We start from the raw sequence: 18,591 nt of genomic DNA, 5'->3' as shown, positions 1-18,591 counted from the left end.
AAGAGTTGGTTGCGGGGGCCGGATTTGAACCGACGACCTTCGGGTTATGAGCCCGACGAGCTACCGAGCTGCTCCACCCCGCGTCCGAATTGTCACCCCCAAGCCGAGCAGTGGCTTGTTGGCGTTTGTCTGCCTTCGACTGTTTATACAATCGCAAGCTGACGAAAGAGTTGGTTGCGGGGGCCGGATTTGAACCGACGACCTTCGGGTTATGAGCCCGACGAGCTACCGAGCTGCTCCACCCCGCGTCCGAATTTTTCTCGAAGTGGCCGAGCAGTAGCCAGTTCGATTTCTCCTTTCCCACCAACCGGTTACACCGGCTTGGCTGGTCAGGATCTCAGATGGTTGCGGGGGCCAGATTTGAACTGACGACCTTCGGGTTATGAGCCCGACGAGCTACCGGGCTGCTCCACCCCGCGTCTGAGGTCGCCAATAATAGGCGCCAGCGCACAGATTGCAAGTAAATATCTCAAAAAAAGTTTATTCGTAGATTAATCGGACAAATAGTGCGGTCATTAGCAGCATCATGCTGTTTTTTCAGGCAATCGAGTCCTTGTCTGGCATCCGGCACTACACTCAATAAGGTGAACACTCCTCATTTTGGGTAGGTAGAATATGCGCATCTCCGCCGGTCACTGCCGTCAGTTGGGGGCCACACCCGACAGTAACGGCGTCAACTTTGCGATCTGGGCACGCCTCGCCAGCCGGGTCGAACTGCTGCTCTTCGCAAGCGCAGACGATGCGACCCCCGAGGTGATCCCCCTCTCCCCGCGCCTCAACCGCACCGCCTACTACTGGCATATCCATGTGGAGGGGATCTCGGTCGGGCAACGTTACGCCTATCGCATTCAGGGCCCGTGGCGCCCATATGGCGGCACCCGCTTCGATGCCGAGAAGGTGTTGCTCGACCCATACGGCCGCAGCATCGAGCTTGGCGCCAATTACGATCGATGGGCGGCGGCCCGTCCAGGCAGCAATCTGGCTTGTTGCGCCAAGAACAAGGTGGTCGATACTCGCCACTACGACTGGGAAGGAGACAAATTGCCCGCTCACTCCCTCTCCCGCTCGGTGATCTACGAATTGCATCTGGGGGGCTTTACCAAGTCCCCGAGCTCCGGGGTCGATCCGGCGCTGCGTGGCACCTATCTCGGGCTGATTGAGAAGATCCCCTACCTGCAATCTCTCGGTGTCACCGCCGTCGAGCTGCTGCCGGTGTTCCAGTTCGATCCTCAGGATGCGCCCAAAGGACTCTCCAACTACTGGGGTTACAGCCCCATGTCCTTTTTCGCCCCCCACGCCCAATACGCCTGCGGCGATGATCCGCTGACCGAATTTCGCGACATGGTCAAGGCGCTGCACAAGGCCAATATCGAGGTGATCCTGGACGTGGTTTACAACCACACCGCCGAAGGGGGTGATGATGGCCCCACCTTCTCGTTTCGCGGCATCGACAACGAGGCCTACTACATCCTCGACAACAACCAGAAGGACACCAACTATTCGGGCTGCGGCAACACCTTCAACGGCGCCCATCCGGTGGTGCTGCGGATGATCATGGACAGCCTCCACTTCTGGCGTCAGGAGATGCACGTCGATGGCTTTCGGTTTGATCTGGCCGCCATTCTGTCGCGGGATGAATCGGGTCAGCCGCAGGCCAATGCGCCGACCCTGCGCACCATAGATACCGACCCCAACATCGCCGACATCAAGCTGATTGCCGAGGCCTGGGATGCGGGGGGACTCTATCAGGTGGGGTCACTGGCCGGCGCCCGCTGGCGTGAGTGGAACGGCCAGTTCCGGGATGATGTGCGCCGTTTTCTGCGCGGGGATGACAACAGCGTCACCGCCTTTGTCGAGCGGCTGTGCGGCAGCCCCGACATCTACCACTATCACCACGCAGATCCCGAGAAGAGTATCAACTTCGTTACCTGCCACGACGGTTTTACCCTGTGGGACTGGGCCAGTTACAACAGCAAGCACAACGAAGCCAACGGGGAGGAGAACCGTGACGGCTGCGATCACAACTTCAGCTGGAACCACGGCCATGAAGGGGTAACGGAAGATCCCCAGATCAACGCCCTGCGGATGCGCCAGGCCAAAAACATGATGGTGGCGACCCTGCTCTCGGTGGGATCCCCCATGCTGCTGATGGGAGACGAGCTGCTGCGCACCCAGCGGGGCAACAACAACGGCTACTGCCAGGACAATGCCACCTGCTGGATGAACTGGCTGCCCAATGCCCGCAGTCAGGAGATGTTCCGCTTTATGAAGGAGCTGATCCAATACCGCAAACACCTGTTCCAGCGCCCGGAGCAGGAGAGCATGCCGCTGTCGCTCACCGAGATCCTGCGCCACAGCGAGATCTGCTGGCATGGGGTCAACGCCGGCCAACCGGATTTCAGCTCCCACTCCCACGCCATCGCCATGTCGGCGCTGTCGAGCGAAACCAAGCTGGCGCTCTATGTACTGTTCAACGCCTACTGGGAGCCCCTCACCTTCAACCTGCCGAGCCCCCCCAAGGGAGTCGGCGGCTACTGGCGGCGGATCCTCGATACCGCCCTCCCCTCGCCGCAGGATATCTGCACCTTCGGCATGCCGCTGGAGGGGCTGACCCGCGAATATCTGGCCCAGCCGCGCAGCAGTTGCCTCTTTATCTGCGGGGCCGACGATTTCTATTGATCGATTGCTGTGAATTGATAGCAGCGATACCTGCAAGCCAGATATGCAAAAGCCCCGAGTGTTGGCTCGGGGCTTTCTCTTTTCAGCGCCAGTGTCAGATCAGCTGGTGCAACACACTGGTAGCGGCAATCTGGGCGATCAGCAGGCCACACAGGGAGGTGGAGACCACCACTGGCGCGGTATCACGCTGCAAATAGAGCGGGCTGAACCAGAGCAGCAGAGAGGCCACCAGCAACGCTGCCTGGGTCACCACCGCCGGGATCAGGGCATCGAGATTGGCCTCCCCCCCTTGCCAGCCCACCAGCACTGCCAGCCAGACAAGGCTGGCCATCGCCCCCACCAGACCGGCCAGCGGCAACAGGGTGTTGAATGCCTTGAGACGATGACGGGCCCGCAGCAGCATCAGGTGGGCAAAGGCCGCCCCCAGTATCGCCATCTGCAGCAGGCCGCTCACCCAGCCCTGCAGTTGCAGCAGCCCGATGCCATAGAGAGCGAGCGGCAACGCTGGTAGCCAGAGCAGTGTCGAGGGGACTGAACGCTTGCCCTCCAGCCGTGACTGAGCCAGTGACAAGCCGACGCCGAGCACCAGTGCGCCCCCACCACTCCAGATGAGCCAGCTGGCCGCCTTGGCCTCTACCGCCAGCATCAGGGAGAGCGCGGTAATCACCCAGATGGAGAAGAGCTGCTGACTGATGCGCGAGCGCTGGCCAGGGCAGATATCACCGCGCCACAGCACGATGCCGAGGGCGATCAGGGCGCCAAGCGCCATCAATCCGGTGAGAGGAAAGAGCCAAAAAGGGAGTTGGACGAACACGACGCCTCCAGCAGTAAAGATTCGAGGTGCGCCACCGGGGCGCCAGAGAGGGGCGAGTATACCCAAACCGAGGGCTATCCCCAATCGCGACAAACAATCGTGGGCAAACAATCCGGGGCAATTTGCTGCCAGCAGAGCCCACCTTGAGGGGCGCACTGCTGGCAGCCATATCCATAGTGACGGGATGCAGCGCTGGCTTTAGCCCTGACCGCGGGCCAGCGCCACCACCCGGGCAAACATCTGGCGGATCACCGGCGGAATATGTTCGGCGCCGAGCCGCTCCGCCTCTTCCACCACCGCCAGTGCCATTCCCGGCTTGCTGCGGTGATGGATCGCCTTGTTGATGATGTGGCTGGCGCTCCACATGGCGCGCCCGCCCACCCCGGCCTCGCGGCGAAACACAGCTTCAAAACCGTTGTGATAGAGGTAGTGCTCGATGTCGGCGGCAGGGAGCTGAGTCAGTCGGTCCCGCTCCCGCTCGCCCTTGAGCTGGCCACGGGCCGAGGTGGCATACTTGAGCCCCGCCTCGTCGCCATCGGTCAGCAGGTGCCACTCGATGCCAAAATCCCGCGCCACCTTGATGAGCGGCGACTGGCCGCACTGGGCAAACTCGATGATCCGTACCCCCTCGGCCCGCAGACTGTAACCGCAGATCTGCGCCAACTCGGAGAGCAGCCAGATCTCGGTCTCCCCCTCCACCAGCAGCCAGCAACGGGCAAACAGCGACATGGGGCGGTTGATCCGCACGTGAAAGGCGATCTTGCGCAGATCGTCGCTGCTGTAACGCTCCCCCCCCAGCTGGTGACAGAGGATATCCTGCTGACGGCGCACCAACCGCCGCACCTGATTGAGCGGCAGGGAAGAGAGCAAGTCCCCCGAGTTGGTGGTGAGCAGCTTCTGGCCCGGCAGTTGTTCCAGCAGCCCCCACGCCAGCGCCAGCATGGTCGGGTGCAGCCGGCTCTCCGGGTCCTCCAGGATCATGATGGGACGGGCCCCCTCCTCCAGCTCGCGGTTGCCCCGCGCTTGCAACAGGGTAGCCGCCATCCCCGCCATCGCCAGCTGCAGCGCGCGGTTATCGGCGCGGCGCAGCAGGGTATGAAGGTTGCCCGGATTACGCAATGTCATGGGGCGATTGATGATGTCGCGCTGACTGCGCGGCTTGTTCTTGATGGGGGCCAGGGCGTTGAAGTAGTGATCCATCAGCTGGCGCACCGCCTGCAACGCCTCTTTGAGCTCCGGTTCGCCGATCCGCTGGGGTTCGTCGATCAGCTTGTCCGCCAGCTCGCTCAGGCGATGCTCGGAGAGATCTCCCCACTGCAATGTCTCCACCCCGTTGCGAGCGGTACGGGCGTCCCGCAACCGGAACACCGGGTTCATGGTGATGAGCATGCAGACCAGCTCGTGGGTGTTGGCGATGGGCAGGCTCTTGCCTACCCCGTCGAGAAAGTCGTGAATGGTGAGCACAGAGCCATCCGCCTGCAGCTCGGCGCTGGCGCGATAGTGAATGCGGTGGAATTTGTCCTTGTGCAGCACCCAGGAGGGGCAAAGACGGGCCAGCCGACGGGAGTGCTGACACATCTGGGGTCTGTGCTCACTGAAGGTGAGCACCAGTTGCAGGTGGCGCGCCGGGGCCAATTCGGGATCTTCCGGTTGGTGAAAATCCTCGGCGGTGAACTGATAGGGCTCGGCATCCTGCCCCAGCAGACACCAGAGGGCGCGCAGCAGGCTCGATTTACCCCAGGTATTCTCGCCGATCAATACTGTGGTCTGATCCAGCCCGAGCGACAGGCGATTTATACCGCGAAAACCTTTGACTTCAATACGTTCCAGAAACATCCAGCCATGTCCACATCATTGTGATGGGGCAATAGTGGCAAAGTTACCGGAAAAATCCTATCGCAGGCGGGGCTTTTTCAACGTGAACTGTGAGGCACTGCAGGTTCGGGAGGGGTAACAACAGCGGTGCGATCTTGCGGGGCATTCCAGTGGCTGAACCAGAGATGACGGGTACGGATTTGACGTTTGCGATAATTCAATGGGCATTCCTTTCAATGGATAAGTGGTAGAGAGTACACCTCTTTTGCCCAAAGTCTCAGGGTTATCTGTGACGAGAAGATGACAATTGCGCCCGCCACTGCCCCGGCGTCAAACCAAACGCCTCGCGAAAACGATTACCGAAATGGGCCTGGGAAGAGAAGCCACACTGACTGGCGATACTGGCCAGCGGCTCGGGGCCAACCAACAGCTGCTTGGCCCGTTTGAGGCGCAGCTCCAGCAGATAACGATGGGGCGGGCAGCCGAGACTCTGACCGAACATGCGGGCAAAGTGATACTCGCTCAGCCCCGCCTGCTGGGCCAGCTCTGCCAGCGTGACCGAATCGGCCAGATGGGCCTGCAGATACTCCTGCACCCGTTTGATCACCACGGGCGCCAGCCCGCCGCGTAGAGGCGGCAGACCGGGAGCCTCCTCGGTGTGGTGGCGATAGGCGTGGAGGATCAACATCCAGGCGCCGTGGGAGAGTGCCAACCGATCGACCCCGTGCTGCCACTGCAGTTGCATCAACTGGCGCTGCACCAGTCCGGCCGCCTGCGGATCGTCGATAAAGGTCTTGTCCACCAGTTGCAGGTGGCGCCCCTCCTTGTCACACACCTCCTCGGCGATACGGGTGAGGTGAGCCGGGGTGAAGTAGAGATGAAAGAAGCGAAACTCTTCGCGCACCAGCCACTCGGATCTGTGGTGATCCGGCATGATGCACACCTTGCCGGTGCCACCGTGGCCACCCGGCCCATCGAGTCGCTCGGTCTGCTCGCCTCCTTGCAGATAGACACTCAGGGTGTGGTGGCCCGGCTTGTGATAGCGGGTCTGGTCATAGCAGTTGCGCCAACTGGCGACACCAAGCCCGGGTTCGAGCCAGCAGGCGTCCTCCAGCCGGGCGCCGGTGCTGACCAGTGCATCAAATACCCCTGCTGTTTTCATTCTCCCCTGCCACCTGTTCCGGTTATGTGTACGGGTTATCTCGCTGCCATCCATCTTACCGACCGCGCCCGCAGATGACAGCGCAGGGCGATGAAAAACCGCAAGATGGTGCAATCCAGTCATCAGGGCTCGCCCCATAGTGGGTCATCTCTCCCTGACTCACCGGAACTGTGATGAACCTGATGCTCTATCTTGCCACCGTGCTTATCTGGGGCAGCACCTGGATTGCCATCGCCTGGCAACTTGGCCCCATCCCCATCGAGGTGTCGGTGCTCTACCGTTTCCTGCTGGCAGCGGTGGCACTGTTTGCCCTGCTCACCGCCAGCGGCCGCTTTCCACGCCTCCCCTGGCACGGCCAGCGTTACGCCGCACTGCTCGGTGCCCTGCTCTTTTCCACCAACTTTCTCTGCTTCTACCACGCCACCCGCTATATCCCGAGCGGCATGTCGGCGGTGATCTTCGCCAGTGCCAGCATCTTCAACGGCCTCAACCTCTGGCTGTTCGAGAACAAGCGCCCCACCCTGCGCTGGTTGCAAGGCTCCTTGCTGGGGCTCTTTGGCACCCTGTTACTGTTCTGGCCGGTGCTGGCAGATGCGCAACTGGGTGCAAACGGCTGGAAGGGGCTGCTGCTCGCCTGCGGCGGCACCCTCTGCTTTTCGCTGGGCAATCTGGTCTCGGCACGAGGCCAACGCCACGGCTACCACGTACTGCAACTGGTGCCCTGGGGCATGGTTTACGGCGTGGTGCTGTTGCTGGGCTGGGTCATATTGCTCGGGCAGCAACTGGTGGTGCCGACCGATGGCCACTATCTGGCGGCCATGGTCTACCTCGCCCTGTTTGGCTCGGTGATCGCCTTTACCGCCTATCTGACGCTGGTGGGGCGCATCGGTGCCAGCAAGGCCTCCTACGCCACCGTGCTCTTTCCGCTGGTGGCGCTTACCCTCTCCACCTTTTATGAAGGCTTTGTCTGGCAGCCGGTCTCGGTGGCCGGAGTGGTGATCAGCCTCATCGGCAATCTGGTGATCTTCGCACCGCCCTTAAGTGAATGGCGCATTCGACCGGCCAAGGCAGCAAACGACCCTTGCTCCTGAGCCAGTCAGCCCCTAAGGTAGCGCTGATCAATCTGTGACGATCCTGATGGCGATAAACAAGGGGGCGAGATGTTACTGGAAGGGCTGGAGACGCTGAGCCTGCTGGCAAGTGAAGGAACCATGGCCAAGGTGGCCAGTCGCCTCTATATCAGCCAGTCGGCGGTGAGCAAGCGGATTGCCCAGCTGGAGCAACGCCTTGGCAAGAAGTTGATTGAGCCGGAGGGGCGCCAGACCCGCCTCACCCCGCAGGCAAAGGAGCTGCTGGAACGAGTGGCCCCGAGCTTGGCCGAAATGAAGGGGGTGCTGGCCGATAGTCAGGATCTGGCGGATCAGAGCCCCCTCCCCATCGCTTGCTCCGAAACCCTGCTGGCGGGTTATCTCGCCTACTTTATGCGTGACTATCTGGAGCGCGATCCCCACCTTGCCCTCTCTACCCACCACACCCCGGTCATTCTGGCGCGGGTGCGCAGCGGTGATGCCCTGCTCGGCATCTGCGCCGGTCGGCTCCCACCCGGCCATGGCCTCGGCGCCGATCTGCTACTGGAGGAGCCCTTTTATCTGGTGGGCGAAACGCAGCAGAGCCTGCCACCAGCCAGCGCAGAAAGCAGGCGCAAGATCCTTACCATGGATCTGGAGAACCCCTCCAACCGCTACCTGCGCGAACCGCTGGCAGATATGGGATTGGAGCCCACCATGGAGCTCGACTCCTATCTGGCGCTCATCGAACTGGCCAAGGCAGGCATTGGCCCTGTGCTGCTCCCCGCTGGCCTGCTGGGGCTGGTGGGCGAACAGGGGGAGATGGCCCGCCCACTGCCCGGACTGGGCCGTCCCCTGCATCTGGTCTACCGACCAAACAGCCTAAAGCGAGAGCGGATCGCCCGGCTGGTGAGCGCCCTGCGCCAACACTTTCGCCACTGCAGCGACACGCCGCGCTAACTGTCTCGACCCACCAGATGTGACAACGGGGCCAAAAGGCCCCGTAAACATCCGATTTGTCGCCCACTCGCCGCGGCTCAGATCCAGGCAAACAGCTCCGGATACTGGCTCCACACCAACTTGGCAGACATCAGCAAGGAGACGGTCACCAGCAGCGGCTTGATCAGCTTCACCCCTTTTTTCAACACCATCTTGGAGCCGAAGCGGGCGCCGATAAACTGCCCCAGCGCCATGCAAAAACCGACACTCCACACCACCTTGCCACCGAGGGCAAAGAACAGCAGGGAGGCGATATTCGAGGTGAAGTTGAGCAGCTTGGTATGGGCGGTGGCGCGCGCCATGCCAAAGCCCGCCAGCGCCACGAAACCGATGGCAAAAAACGAACCTGTGCCCGGCCCGAAGAAGCCGTCATAAAAGCCGACACCGCCCCCCACCAGCAACGCAAACAGCATGGGAGTCAGACGGCGGGAGCTCTCGGCATCGCTTACCCGCGGCGAGAAGTAGAAGTAGCAGGCAAAGGCCATCAGCAGGAAAGGGAGCAGGCGCTCGAGAATGGCGGCGTCTATGGTCTGCACGGCCAGCGTGCCGATGGCCGCACCGATAAAAGTGCAGATCACCGCAGGCCAGATCATGGCCCACTCCAGCAGCCCCTTGCGGGCATAGAACCAGGTGGCGGAGAAGGAGCCAAAACTGCTCTGCAGCTTGTTGGTACCGAGCACCAGCGCAGGGGGCATGCCGGTGGCCAGCAGGGCCGGCACCGTCAACAGGCCGCCGCCACCGGCGATGGCATCGATAAAGCCGGCGACAAGCGCTACACCGAACAGGGCAAACAGGGTAACCAGTTCCAATTCCATCCATAGACCTCACGAGAGTGGGTTGCCCGAAGGGTCGGGCAACCGGAGATAACCAAAACGACGTTGTGCGGGGGGCTGCACAGGCTGTCCGCTATCCTAGCGGGCCACTGACCATGAATCTAACGAAACAGTGGCAGCCAATTGATTCCTGATTTTCATTAATTTGAGCGGCCACGTCCCTGGCCCAACCCTCAGAGTGCCCGTTAGCAAGCCGTTGAAGCGACGTTCGCTTCCTTGATGGCCGCCAGTGCCTCACAGAGATGATCCTCATCGGCACCGGGGAAACGGCTGACCCGACCGGCCATGTAGCGGCTGCTGAACAGATTGAACCAGTGCTGCAGTGCCTGCCCCGCCTTGAGCTCCCCCGCCACTTCCAGCACGCAGGCCGCCACTTCGGCGGTGCAGAGGTGCTCCTCGCTGTTGGCCACCCGCATGCCGTAGGTGGAGAGCGCATCGGGTTTGATGGCAAGCACCGGAAAACCGTCCAGGTAGGGGCTCTTGTTGAACATCTTGCGCGCCTCCGGCCAGGTGCCATCGAGCAGGATAAAGAGCGGTTTTTTACCCGGTGTCAGCGTCACCTCGCCGGTCAGGCGGGCAGGCTCCTTCTCGCAAGCGGGAAAGACCACATAGGGCTGCCAGGTGGGATCGGCCAGCAGGGCCAGCAACTCGGGATGGGGCTGGGTACGTGACCAGAGAAACGCCCAGGTGGTATCCGGCAACACATCGGCGATGAGGCGACCGGTGTTGGAGGGCTTCATCGGCTCGCTGTCATACATCAGCAGGCAGAAACCGGCCTCCGCTTTGAGCTCGGGGCGCCACTCGCAGGCACACCAATCCTCGCGCAGCTGACAGGCCGGACAGCGGGCCAGGGTGCCGCCACGGGCAAGAAACGGTCGGGTAGAGATACTCTTGCGCCAGGCCCGCAGGCGGTTGACGGCGTGATCAGGAACAGGCTTCATCTAGGTTCACAACTGGAGTCAAAACAGGAACGGCAGCGGTGCCAACATGTCATGGCGCCACGGGGGCGCGATAACAGGGGGGACTGCCGGAAAAGCGCAAGATTGTACCGAGTTACGCGCTGGCGGAACAGCAATCCCTGCCCCTTTCGCCAGACGCAGCGCCAACACCTCTTGCCTTACGACTCCTGACAGCTGCGCAGCAGCTCCAGCAACAGGCTGCCATCGCGCAGTGCCTTGTGCACCTGCACCGAGGTGGGCTTGGTGGGGTCTTCGTAGAAGTGGGTGGATTCAATCTGCAGCCGCACCAGATATTCGGCGGGCAACTGGCTGGCCAGCGACTGGTGCAGCATGGGGAACAGCAGCCGATCGGCACGGGTGATTTCTCCCCCCAGCAGCAGCTTGCCCGGATTGAGCAGGCAGATGAGGTTGGAGAGCACCTTGGAGAGGCGACCCGCCGCCTGATGGAGAATATCCTGACAAAGGCCGTTGCCTGCCAGTGCCAGCTCGCACAGCTCGCGAATGGTGACGCTCTCGGGCAAGTCGTGCTCCTGCATCCGCTCGCGCAGATCCCGGTATTGCGCCTCCAGCGCCTGATTGGTCACCAGGGTGCAGGCGCAGCCAAAGCCGCCGCAGTAGCAGCGCTGGCCATAGGGCTCGAGCTGCAGGTGGCTGAGATCCCCGAGCAGCGCATTTTCGCTCTCGATGAGCTGGCCATTGACCACCATGCCAACACCGATGTCGTTGTGGACAAACACCAGCACCGCATCGGCGCAATTCTTGGCGGCTCCCCACTCCCGCTCGGCCTGGATCCAGGTGCGCACGTCTCCGCTCACCAGCACAGGTACCGAGAACGCCTGTTGCAGAGTCGGGCCAAGGGGCCAGTTGCGCAGATCGTAGAAGGGGAAGTGTTTGACCATGCCGGAGTGGCGCTCCACCTGACCCGGCAGGCAGAGGGCGATACAGGCCAGACTGAGGGACTTTCTCGGCAAAAACACCTTGATGGCGTGCACCAGACTGCCCAGCAGATCGGCGCGCTCCTCCTCGGTAAAGAGGTGGCGCTGGCGGGCCAGCGAACGGCCGGAAAAGTCAAACAGCGCCATATCCACGTAGCCACGGCCAAGACGCATGGAGAGAAACTGGAAGCGGCGTTCGTTGATGCGCAGCAAGGTCTGACGACGGCCGCGCCCCACCGAACTTTCACCACAGGTGACCACCAGCCCCCCATCGAGCAGTTCCCTGGTGATCTTGGTGATACTGGCAGGCGAGAGGCCGGTCAGGCGGGAGAGATCGGTGCGCGACAGCTCCTTGTGCTCTTCCAGGCTGGCATAGACCAGGCCGTAGTTGAGCTGCCGGATCAAATCGATACTACCTTTCACGATCTCATTCATAGGGTATGGGGCAAAGGCTGAAAAAAAGAGGCTGGCAATTTTCACACATTATTGGTCAATCCCCAAATAAAGTGCGGCCTGAACCGGAGGTCAGGCCGCATCTTGTGGTTGCCGTCACGGACCATTGCAAGATCAATAGCGGAATTGCGAGACCAGTTTGCGCAATTTGTCGCCGGTACTGGCCAGATCGCGAGTGGTGCTGTTGGATTCCACCGCCGCGCTGGTCAGCTCGCTGACAATCTGCTGAATGGCCACCAGGTTCTTGTTGATCTCCTCGGAGACTGCGTGCTGCTCCTCGGCGGCGGTGGCGATCTGGATGTTCATGTCGTTGATGGTACTGACCGCCATCACCATGCTGTCGAGGGAGCTGGCGATGTGGCTCGCCTCCTGCACCGTCTCCTGGCTGCGCTCCTCGCTCGCCTGCATCACGTCCACCGCCTGCTTCACCCCGCCCTGCAGCCGCTGCAGCATCTCGTTGATCTCCTTGGTGCTCTGCTGGGTGCGACCGGCGAGAGAGCGAACTTCGTCCGCCACCACCGCAAAGCCGCGCCCCTGCTCGCCAGCCCGGGCCGCCTCGATGGCGGCATTGAGCGCCAACAGGTTGGTCTGCTCGGCAATGCCGCGAATGACCTCCACCACGGAGCCAATCTTGCCGGTCTCGTGGGCCAACTGCTCAATTACGCCGGAGGCGGTGTGCACCTCACCCACCAGCCTGTTGATACTGTTAATGGCTGTGCTGACCACGCCGCGAGCGGCATCGGATTCGCGCGCCGCATCGCTGGTGGCGGTGGCCGCGTTGGAGGCGCTGGCTGCCACTTCCTGGGCGGTGGAGCTCATCTCGGTCACTGCGGTGACTACCTGATCGGTCTCTCGGCTGTGGCCGTGCATCTGATGGTCATAGTGTTCGCTCAGGTGGTGCAACTTCTCTACTGCGCTGAACAGATGATTGCTGGTCTCCCCCACCTGGCTCACCACCGACTGGATCCGCGTCACGAAGCGGTTGAAGGCGCTGGCCAATTGGCCAATCTCGTCCTGACTCTGCACCTTGAGCCGCTGGGTCAGATCACCCTCCCCGTCGGCGATATCATTAAGTGCCGACACCGCATCCGCCAGCGGTTTGGTGACCCGGTTACCCACAATCACCGTCACGACCAGAGTGATACCCAGGATCAGCAGGATCACCAGCACGCTGCTCTGCAACGATGCATACATATTGCTCTCGCGCTCGGCGCGCAGGGCGGCCAGATCGTTGTCAATATCATCGATATAGAAGCCGGTGCCGATCACCCACTGATACTTGTCCAACACCATGTTGAAGGCCAGCTTGGGGGCGTCGCGACCGATGGAAGGTTTGGCCGTCCAGTACTCGGAGAATCCATCCCCCTGACGGGCCACCTTGAGGATATCCTGGATCAGCAACTTGCCCTTGGCATCCTTGTCGTTCCAGCGGTTTTTCCCCTCCAGCTCGGTACGGGTCGGCAGCAGTACGGTGTTGCCCTCGAAGTCATAGACAAAGAAGTAGCCGTCACTGCTGTAACGCAGCGGCCTGAGCAACTCTTTGACCTTTTGACGATTTTCCGGTGAATCCGGCAGGGCATAGACAGCATCGACGGCGGTCTTGGCCATCATGATGTAACTGCTGAGCAGCGCTTTACGCTCCTTGATGGCATCTTCCCTCGCCACCACCAGTTCCGACTCCAGCGCGCTTTTGGAGACCATGTAGTTACTGAGGTTGACCACCAGGGCCATCAGCAGCACGGGCACCACACCCAGTAACAGGATTTTCTGTTTTAGCGTCATCTTTCACATCCTTGCAGCTGTTTTTATTGGAATTTCTAGCCTACTCATCAGTATAGATGCTGGCAGGGCAAGCCCCGCTTTCGTTACAATTCCCTTAAACAAATCGGCCAGAACGTGAAAATCATGAATCTTTGTCCTTGCGGCTCAACCCTTTCTCTCGAATTGTGCTGTGGCTCACTACACGATGGCGCGGTGGCTGACACCCCGGAGCGGCTGATGCGCTCGCGCTACAGCGCCTTCGTGCTCGGTTTGGGGGAGTATCTGGTCCATAGCTGGCACCCTGCCCACCTCGGTGGCCTCACCGCCGAAGAGCTCTCTCACACTGACACCCAGTGGGATGGTCTCGAGATCATCGCCAGTCAGGGTGGCCCACAGGATGAAACCGGGATGGTGGAGTTCAAAGCCTGGTTTCTGGAGGGAGATGAGCGCCACTGCCTGCATGAGCGCTCCCGCTTCGTGCGTTATCAGGGGCGCTGGGTCTACACCGAAGGGGAGATCGATCCCCTGCCGCTCAAAACCGGCCGCAACGATCCCTGCCCCTGTGGCAGCGGCAAAAAGCACAAGAAGTGCTGCGGCTGACGCACCACACACCGACCTGACTCGTTAAACACCAACAAGGGGCATCAGATGCCTCTTTCTTGTCCCTGCCATTCGCCACCAGCCCAAAAACCGATGGGATGACAAGCGTGACAAATGTCACATAATGCTGATTAACGCGCGAGCAAATGAGCGTTTGCGAGCGCAAATTTGGCCCATATCAAACATTTTCACTCAGAAGTGCGCCACACTGGCCTCATCTGGAAGAGATGAGACGGGCAACAATGAAAAGAATAACCACACAAGTCGTCATCATAGGCGGCGGTGCCACAGGGGCCGGCATCATGCGCGATTGCGCACTGCGCGGCATCGACTGCATCCTGCTCGAGCGCGATGATATCGCCGCTGGCACCACCGGCCGCAACCACGGCCTGCTCCACTCCGGTGCCCGCTACGCGGTGACGGATCAGGAATCCGCCCGCGAATGCATCCAGGAAAACCGCATCCTCAAGCGGATTGCCAGCCACTGTGTCGAGGACACCGGCGGTCTCTTCCTCACCCTGCCGGAAGATGACATCAATTTCCAACGCACCTTTATGGATGCCTGCGCCCTGGCCGGCATTGAAACTCGCCAGCTCGATCCCCGCGAAGCGCTGCTGCTCGAGCCCAATGCCAACCCGGCGATGATCGGCGCCATCCATGTGCCGGACGGCACGGTCGATCCATTCCGCCTCGCCGCGGCCAACGTGCTGGACGCGAAAGAACATGGCGCCCGCATCTTCACCCACAGCAAGGTGCTGGGGCTGCTCCGCACGCAGGATCGGGTGCACGGGGTCAAGGCCATCAACACCCGCACCGGCGAAGCGTTCGAGGTGGAGTGTCAGGAGGTGATCAACGCAGCCGGCATCTGGGGCCAGCAAATTTGCGAATACGCCGATCTCGGCATCCGCATGTTCCCGGCCAAGGGCTCCCTGCTCATCATGGATTACCGCATCAACCAGCTGGTGCTCAACCGCGCCCGCAAACCGGCGGATGCGGACATTCTGGTACCGGGCGATACCATTTCCCTCATCGGCACCACCTCCAGCCGTATCGATTACAACAAGATTGACCAGCTCACCGTCGAACCGGAAGAGGTAGAGGTGCTGCTGCGCGAGGGGATCAAGCTCGCTCCCATCATGGCGCGCACCCGTCTGCTGCGCGCCTACGCCGGCGTTCGCCCGCTGGTAGCGGTGGACGGTGACGACACCGGCCGCAACATCAGTCGCGGTATTGTGCTGCTGGATCACGCCGAACGCGACGGTCTCAAGGGCTTCAACACCATCACCGGTGGCAAGCTGATGACCTACCGCCTGATGGCTGAGTGGGCCACCGATCTGCTGGCCAAGAAGCTTGGCAACAACAAACCCTGCCAGACCGCCGAACTGAGTCTGCCCGGCTCGCGGGATCCGGAGAAGGTCTCCGCTCCCGGTCTCTCGGTGCCGGTCGAAGGCTCAGCCCAATACCGCCACGGCGAGCGGGTCATTGCCTTCTTCCGTGACAATCCCAAGGCCAACGCCCTTATCTGCGAGTGCGAAATGGTCACCGCGGGCGAAATCGAATACGCCCTGCGCGAGCTCGATGTGGACAACCTCATCGATCTGCGCCGCCGCACCCGTCTGGGGATGGGGCCCTGTCAGGGCGAGCTGTGCGCCTACCGCGCCGCCGGTCTGATGCAGGAGTATGGCAAGGCTGACGGTCGTCAGGCCTGCGTCATGCTGCGCCAGTTCCTCGAGGAGCGTTACAAGGGGACCCGCCCCGTCCTGTGGGGCGATGCCCTGCGCGAGGCCGAGTTCACCTACTGGATCTACGAAGGGCTGTTTGGCCTGGGGGAGTGGACGGCGCCGCAGCTGGTTGCCGATACGCCTCGCAGCCCAACCAGCGAGACCACTCACAAGGAGAGCCGTCATGAAGTTTGACAATATCGTTATCGGCGGTGGCATGGCGGGACTCTCGGCCGCCCTGCGGCTGGTAGAGGCGGGCCAGAAGACCCTGCTGATGGCCTCCGGCCAGAGTGCCCTGCACTTCTCCTCCGGCTCAATCGATCTGCTGGAAAGCGAGGGCGATCCCCGCGCTGCCCTGCCCGCCTTTATGGCAGCCCATCCGGATCACCCCTACAGCAAAGTAGGAATGCAAAATATCGAAGCGAGCCTGGCCGATCTGCAGCGCCACTGCGCCGAGCAGGGGCTGCCGCTGGTTCGCCACGAGACCAATCACCAGCGCCTGACTCCCATCGGTACCCTCAAGCGCACCTGGCTCTCCCCCGATACTTGCGCCTGTGTCACCGATGCGCCGATCCCGGACGTGCTGCTGCTGGCCACCCTCGAGGGCTTTCGCGACTTTCACCCGGCACTGGCGGCGGCCAATCTGGCGACCCATCCGCGCTTCGCCCACTGCCGCATTCTGACTGGCGAAATCCGCCTGCCCCAGCTGGCCGAATTCAGCCGCAATCCCCATGAGTTTCGCTCTGCCGACATCGCGCGCCTGTGTGACAAGCACCATCTGGTGGCGGACCTGGCCCGCGAGATCAGTCGAATGGTGCAGGAGAGCGGCGTGCCCGACTGCCGCCACATCGTGCTACCCGCCTGTCTGTCGCTGGGGCTGGTTGGCCCGCGCCTGGCGGAGCTGGAGCAGCGTACCGGCTGCACCATCAAGGAGGTGGCCACCATGCCGCCGTCGCTGATTGGCATGCGGATGCAGGAGGCGCTCAAGCGCCGCTTCATGGCCCTTGGCGGCACCTTCCTCACCAGCGAGCGGGTGCTGGGCGCCCGTTACGAGGGGGATCGGGTTGTCGGCGTACACACCCAGAATGGTGATGATCAGCTGTTTGAAGCCGACAACTTCGTGCTCGCCTCCGGCAGCTTCTTTAGCCGCGGGCTGGAGTCCCGCCTGCGCGGCATTCGCGAACCCATCTTCGATGCCGATGTGCTGAGTCTGGAGGAGCGCGACGCCTGGGCCGGTCGCCGCCTGTTCGACCACCACCCCTTTATGGGGTTCGGGGTCAAGACCGACGACAAGCTCAGAGTGCTTCGCGGTGGCAAGCCGCTCGCCAACCTCTACGGCGCCGGCAGCGTGCTGGCGCACTATGACCCCATCAAGGAGGGGTCAGGCTCAGGTGTCGCGGTTGCCACCGGCTGGCAGGCCGCCGGTCATATTCTGGGCGCCGCCCAATGATTACTTCGTCCCATATCCCGTGCCTTCACACCCTACGGGAGGAGAACTGACATGCTACTGGATCATGCCAACCAAACTTTCGATCAGTGCATCAAATGCACCGTCTGTACCGCCTACTGTCCGGTGGCCAAGGCCAATCCCGCCTACCCCGGCCCGAAACAGGCGGGCCCGGATGGGGAGCGGCTGCGGATTAAGAGCCCGGAGCTGTTTGACAACGCCCTCAAGCACTGCACCAACTGCAAACGCTGCGAAGTGGCCTGCCCGAGCGGAGTGCGCATCGGCGACATCATCGCCAAGGCCAAAGACAAGTACAGCGGCTTCAAACCGGGGATCCGCGAGTTCGTGCTCTCTCACACCGACCTGATGGGCAGCATGTCTACCCTGATGGCTCCGGTGGTCAACTTCACCACCGGCCTCAAGCCGATGAAGCTGGTGCTGGACAAGGCGCTGGGGGTCTCCTCCCACCGCGACCTGCCCAAATACTCCCAGGGCACCTTCCGCGGCTGGTACAAGAAGCAGAAAGAGACTCAGGCTCGTTATGAGCGCCAGATAGCCTATTTCCACGGCTGCTACGTCAACTACAACCACCCGCAACTCGGCAAGGAGCTGGTGCAGGTGCTCAACGCCATGAACATCGGCGTGCAGTTGCTGGAGCGGGAGAAGTGCTGCGGCGTGCCGCTGATTGCCAACGGCTTCATGGACAAGGCCAAGCAGCAGGCGGCCTTCAATATCAAGCAGATGGAGAACTCCCTGCTCGGCAACGAGATGCCGCTGCTGGCTACCTCCTCCACCTGCGGCTTTACCCTGCGCGATGAATATCCCCACCTGTTGGAGCAGGACAACCACAAGGTGCGAGATCGCATCTCACTAGTGACTCGCTTCCTGTGGAACGAGTTCTACAAGGGCAACAAACCGGCGATGAAGCCGCTCAATCTGCACATCGCCTACCACACCCCCTGCCACATGGAGAAGATGGGGGGCGTCATCTACACCCTCGAATTACTGCGCGCCATTCCCGGGGTCAAGGTGACGGTACTGGAGTCCCAGTGCTGCGGCATCGCCGGCACCTACGGCTTCAAGTCGGAGAACTACCAGACCAGCCAGACCATCGGCGAGGGGCTATTTGATCAAATCAACCGCCTCTCCCCCGATCTGGTGATCACCGACTGCGAGACCTGCAAATGGCAGATCGAGATGAGCACCAGCTTCCGCTGTGAACATCCGATCCACCTGCTGGCCCAGGCGCTGGCCTGAATCCCCTCGGCCCTTGCGGCCGCATAAAAACAATCCACGCAGAGATAAACAAAGAGCCGGCAATTGCCGGCTCTTCTTTTTACGCTTCA

Annotated in this window: 14 protein-coding genes and 3 tRNA genes; 7 read left to right on the top strand and 10 right to left on the bottom strand. The window is 61.6% G+C overall.

All coding sequences use genetic code 11. From position 1 onward, the window contains the following. Window positions 1–6 precede the first annotated feature (6 nt). From ACW5XC_RS06735 to ACW5XC_RS06725, 3 genes are all read right to left on the bottom strand, one after another. Window positions 7–83, bottom strand: a tRNA-Met gene (locus ACW5XC_RS06735). A gap of 88 nt (window positions 84–171) precedes the next feature. Then, a tRNA-Met gene (locus tag ACW5XC_RS06730) sits at window positions 172–248 on the bottom strand. Between the two features lie 94 nt (window positions 249–342). Continuing rightward, window positions 343–419: transfer RNA gene (locus ACW5XC_RS06725), tRNA-Met, on the bottom strand. Between the two features lie 196 nt (window positions 420–615). Between ACW5XC_RS06725 and glgX the strand changes: the two genes are divergently transcribed. Beyond that, on the top strand, window positions 616–2,679 hold the full coding sequence (glgX, locus tag ACW5XC_RS06720) for a glycogen debranching protein GlgX (protein WP_042055864.1): 2,064 nt from the start codon (window positions 616–618) through the stop codon (window positions 2,677–2,679). A 94-nt stretch (window positions 2,680–2,773) separates the two neighbouring features. Here the strand turns inward: glgX and ACW5XC_RS06715 are convergent, their stop codons facing one another. The 3 genes from ACW5XC_RS06715 to ACW5XC_RS06705 form a co-directional block, all read right to left on the bottom strand. Beyond that, window positions 2,774–3,493: a hypothetical protein gene (locus ACW5XC_RS06715; protein WP_042055862.1), complete on the bottom strand. Its 720-nt coding sequence runs from the start codon at window positions 3,491–3,493 to the stop codon at window positions 2,774–2,776. A 198-nt stretch (window positions 3,494–3,691) separates the two neighbouring features. Next, window positions 3,692–5,329: an ATP-dependent endonuclease gene (locus ACW5XC_RS06710; protein WP_005333463.1), complete on the bottom strand. Its 1,638-nt coding sequence runs from the start codon at window positions 5,327–5,329 to the stop codon at window positions 3,692–3,694. A gap of 262 nt (window positions 5,330–5,591) precedes the next feature. Beyond that, entirely contained in the window at window positions 5,592–6,470 is an 879-nt protein-coding gene (locus ACW5XC_RS06705; protein ID WP_042055860.1) for a helix-turn-helix domain-containing protein, read from the bottom strand. A gap of 173 nt (window positions 6,471–6,643) precedes the next feature. Here ACW5XC_RS06705 and ACW5XC_RS06700 point away from each other — a divergent pair, with 173 nt between their 5' ends. Continuing rightward, window positions 6,644–7,561 carry a DMT family transporter gene (locus ACW5XC_RS06700; protein ID WP_042055857.1) on the top strand — a complete coding sequence of 306 codons (918 nt, stop codon included), beginning with the start codon at window positions 6,644–6,646 and terminating at the stop codon, window positions 7,559–7,561. 69 nt (window positions 7,562–7,630) lie between these two features. Beyond that, complete coding sequence (locus tag ACW5XC_RS06695) at window positions 7,631–8,497, top strand: LysR family transcriptional regulator (RefSeq protein ID WP_042055854.1); 867 nt, start codon at window positions 7,631–7,633, stop codon at window positions 8,495–8,497. Between the two features lie 77 nt (window positions 8,498–8,574). On the opposite strand, the gene ACW5XC_RS06690 is transcribed toward ACW5XC_RS06695, so the two are convergent. From ACW5XC_RS06690 to ACW5XC_RS06675, 4 genes are all read right to left on the bottom strand, one after another. Continuing rightward, complete coding sequence (locus ACW5XC_RS06690) at window positions 8,575–9,351, bottom strand: TSUP family transporter (protein ID WP_005333472.1); 777 nt, start codon at window positions 9,349–9,351, stop codon at window positions 8,575–8,577. Window positions 9,352–9,554: 203 nt separating this feature from the next. Beyond that, the gene (locus tag ACW5XC_RS06685) at window positions 9,555–10,310 is read right to left on the bottom strand and encodes a tRNA-uridine aminocarboxypropyltransferase (protein ID WP_042055853.1); all 756 of its coding nucleotides are present in this window, start codon (window positions 10,308–10,310) and stop codon (window positions 9,555–9,557) included. Window positions 10,311–10,486: 176 nt separating this feature from the next. Further along, on the bottom strand, window positions 10,487–11,698 hold the full coding sequence (locus tag ACW5XC_RS06680) for an ROK family protein (protein WP_042055876.1): 1,212 nt from the start codon (window positions 11,696–11,698) through the stop codon (window positions 10,487–10,489). A 132-nt stretch (window positions 11,699–11,830) separates the two neighbouring features. After that, window positions 11,831–13,498 carry a methyl-accepting chemotaxis protein gene (locus ACW5XC_RS06675; protein WP_042055851.1) on the bottom strand — a complete coding sequence of 556 codons (1,668 nt, stop codon included), beginning with the start codon at window positions 13,496–13,498 and terminating at the stop codon, window positions 11,831–11,833. 123 nt (window positions 13,499–13,621) lie between these two features. On the opposite strand from ACW5XC_RS06675, the gene ACW5XC_RS06670 reads away from it, so the two are divergent. The 4 genes from ACW5XC_RS06670 to glpC all read left to right on the top strand — a co-directional run bounded on the left by ACW5XC_RS06670 (window position 13,622) and on the right by glpC (window position 18,502). After that, window positions 13,622–14,077 (top strand): YchJ family protein, encoded by a 456-nt coding sequence (locus ACW5XC_RS06670; protein WP_074042610.1) that lies wholly within the window; start codon window positions 13,622–13,624, stop codon window positions 14,075–14,077. 242 nt (window positions 14,078–14,319) lie between these two features. Further along, window positions 14,320–15,993 (top strand): anaerobic glycerol-3-phosphate dehydrogenase subunit A, encoded by a 1,674-nt coding sequence (glpA, locus tag ACW5XC_RS06665; RefSeq protein WP_042055847.1) that lies wholly within the window; start codon window positions 14,320–14,322, stop codon window positions 15,991–15,993. Beyond that, window positions 15,983–17,248 (top strand): glycerol-3-phosphate dehydrogenase subunit GlpB, encoded by a 1,266-nt coding sequence (gene glpB, locus ACW5XC_RS06660; RefSeq protein WP_042055845.1) that lies wholly within the window; start codon window positions 15,983–15,985, stop codon window positions 17,246–17,248. The genes glpA and glpB overlap by 11 nt, the downstream gene beginning before the upstream one ends. 51 nt (window positions 17,249–17,299) lie before the next feature. Next, entirely contained in the window at window positions 17,300–18,502 is a 1,203-nt protein-coding gene (glpC, locus tag ACW5XC_RS06655) for an anaerobic glycerol-3-phosphate dehydrogenase subunit GlpC (RefSeq protein ID WP_042055842.1), read from the top strand. Window positions 18,503–18,591: the final 89 nt, after the last annotated feature.

The sequence above is a fragment of the Aeromonas sp. 25-AL00135 genome (assembly GCF_054052385.1).
The sequence above is the reverse complement of the archived record's forward strand: the minus strand, read 5'-3'. Positions and strand labels throughout refer to the sequence as shown.

Bases quoted from the DNA above. Each gene is read 5' to 3' on its own strand.
- ACW5XC_RS06695 (WP_042055854.1), top strand. From the start codon at position 7,631: ATGTTACTGGAAGGGCTGGAGACGCTGAGCCTGCTGGCAAGTGAAGGA.
- glpB (WP_042055845.1), top strand. From the start codon at position 15,983: ATGAAGTTTGACAATATCGTTATCGGCGGTGGCATGGCGGGACTCTCG.
- ACW5XC_RS06670 (WP_074042610.1), top strand. From the start codon at position 13,622: ATGAATCTTTGTCCTTGCGGCTCAACCCTTTCTCTCGAATTGTGCTGT.
- glpC (WP_042055842.1), top strand. From the start codon at position 17,300: ATGCTACTGGATCATGCCAACCAAACTTTCGATCAGTGCATCAAATGC.
- glgX (WP_042055864.1), top strand. From the start codon at position 616: ATGCGCATCTCCGCCGGTCACTGCCGTCAGTTGGGGGCCACACCCGAC.
- ACW5XC_RS06685 (WP_042055853.1), bottom strand. From the start codon at position 10,310: ATGAAGCCTGTTCCTGATCACGCCGTCAACCGCCTGCGGGCCTGGCGC.
- ACW5XC_RS06680 (WP_042055876.1), bottom strand. From the start codon at position 11,698: ATGAATGAGATCGTGAAAGGTAGTATCGATTTGATCCGGCAGCTCAAC.
- ACW5XC_RS06690 (WP_005333472.1), bottom strand. From the start codon at position 9,351: ATGGAATTGGAACTGGTTACCCTGTTTGCCCTGTTCGGTGTAGCGCTT.
- ACW5XC_RS06675 (WP_042055851.1), bottom strand. From the start codon at position 13,498: ATGACGCTAAAACAGAAAATCCTGTTACTGGGTGTGGTGCCCGTGCTG.
- ACW5XC_RS06705 (WP_042055860.1), bottom strand. From the start codon at position 6,470: ATGAAAACAGCAGGGGTATTTGATGCACTGGTCAGCACCGGCGCCCGG.
- ACW5XC_RS06710 (WP_005333463.1), bottom strand. From the start codon at position 5,329: ATGTTTCTGGAACGTATTGAAGTCAAAGGTTTTCGCGGTATAAATCGC.
- glpA (WP_042055847.1), top strand. From the start codon at position 14,320: ATGAAAAGAATAACCACACAAGTCGTCATCATAGGCGGCGGTGCCACA.
- ACW5XC_RS06700 (WP_042055857.1), top strand. From the start codon at position 6,644: ATGAACCTGATGCTCTATCTTGCCACCGTGCTTATCTGGGGCAGCACC.